A 1,225-nucleotide genomic window follows, 5' to 3' on the forward strand; every position below is an offset into this window, starting at 1 on the left:
AAATGGCGAAATGTGGCACCTACACACAGACTGAAATGGCATGTGAATTAGGCGTCAGTCAATCGACTGTTTCTCGTGAACTGAGACGTGGAAGGACGCGTCAACTTGACTATCAGCATAACTATTACGAACAGTATATTGCTGTCTCAGGAGCACGAGTCTATCAAGAAAATCGCGCAAATTCGCATGCGAGAAATCATCATAAGTATTCTGCAGCGTTTTTTGCGACTTTGTCAGAAAATCTGGTGCCCAAGAATGGCCTACGGCTTCATAGTGTGGATACGTTCGTACGCACCTATAGGAAGTCTCACCCTGAGGAACGCGTGCCATGCACGAAAACCGTCTATGCTTTGATCAATGCTGCTGTACTCTCAATTCGTAACATTGATTTACCTATGAAGACCAGGATGCGACCACGAAAGAAAATAATTTCAGAACCGAAGGGCCGCAACGCTAAGCACTTAGGACGTAGTATTGAAGAACGTACTCAAGAAGTACTATCAAGGGAAACGTTTGGACATTGGGAAGTTGATTTAGTCTTAGGTAAGAAAACCAAAAATGAACCCGTCATCATCACGATGGTTGAACGAAAAACGCGCTATTTTCTCACAAAAAAAGTTTGGGGTAAAAGCGCTACATTGGTTCAAAAAGGGGTACTTGATTTAATGAAAAAACAAGGACTAGAACAGTTCAAGACGATAACCACGGATAACGGATCTGAGTTTTCCACGCTATCTCTTATCGAAGAAAACTTCTCGGATATTCAGGTATTCTTTACCCATGCGTATGCTTCTTGGGAAAAAGGCACGAACGAACGACATAACCGCATGCTTAGAGAATTTATCCCGAAGGGTATCACGCTGCGTCCTTTGTCTTACTCGCGCTTACATGCAATAACCGATGTAATCAACAACAGACCAAGAAAAATAATGAACTATGCAACACCTGCGGAACGGCTTCAGGAAGAACTGGCAAAATTAAAAGCCGCTTAACGTGCTTTGTTGATTCCATAGGATAAAAGAATAGATTAATTGAGTCAAGAGCCGCTTCGCTTCTTCTCTTGCCCCAACTAACCTATTCTTTTGAATCAGAACCACCAACAATCCACCAAAAAAATTGTAGGGGATATCAATCTTCCAAACCATTGGTAACACTGGATTATTAAGTAATTCGCTGTCTATAAAGGTTTTTTGATTTTTTTATGCATTTGATATTGCAATTAAGC

Annotated in this window: 1 protein-coding gene; it reads left to right on the forward strand. The window is 41.3% G+C overall.

Translation table 11 applies throughout. The features are described from left to right. On the forward strand, window positions 1–992 hold a 992-nt coding region (locus tag HMPREF9088_RS11125; protein WP_007209357.1), incomplete at its 5' end, for an IS30 family transposase. Between the last annotated feature and the right edge of the window lie 233 nt (window positions 993–1,225).

This window comes from Enterococcus italicus DSM 15952 (assembly GCF_000185365.1).
Lineage (GTDB): Bacteria > Bacillota > Bacilli > Lactobacillales > Enterococcaceae > Enterococcus_G > Enterococcus_G italicus.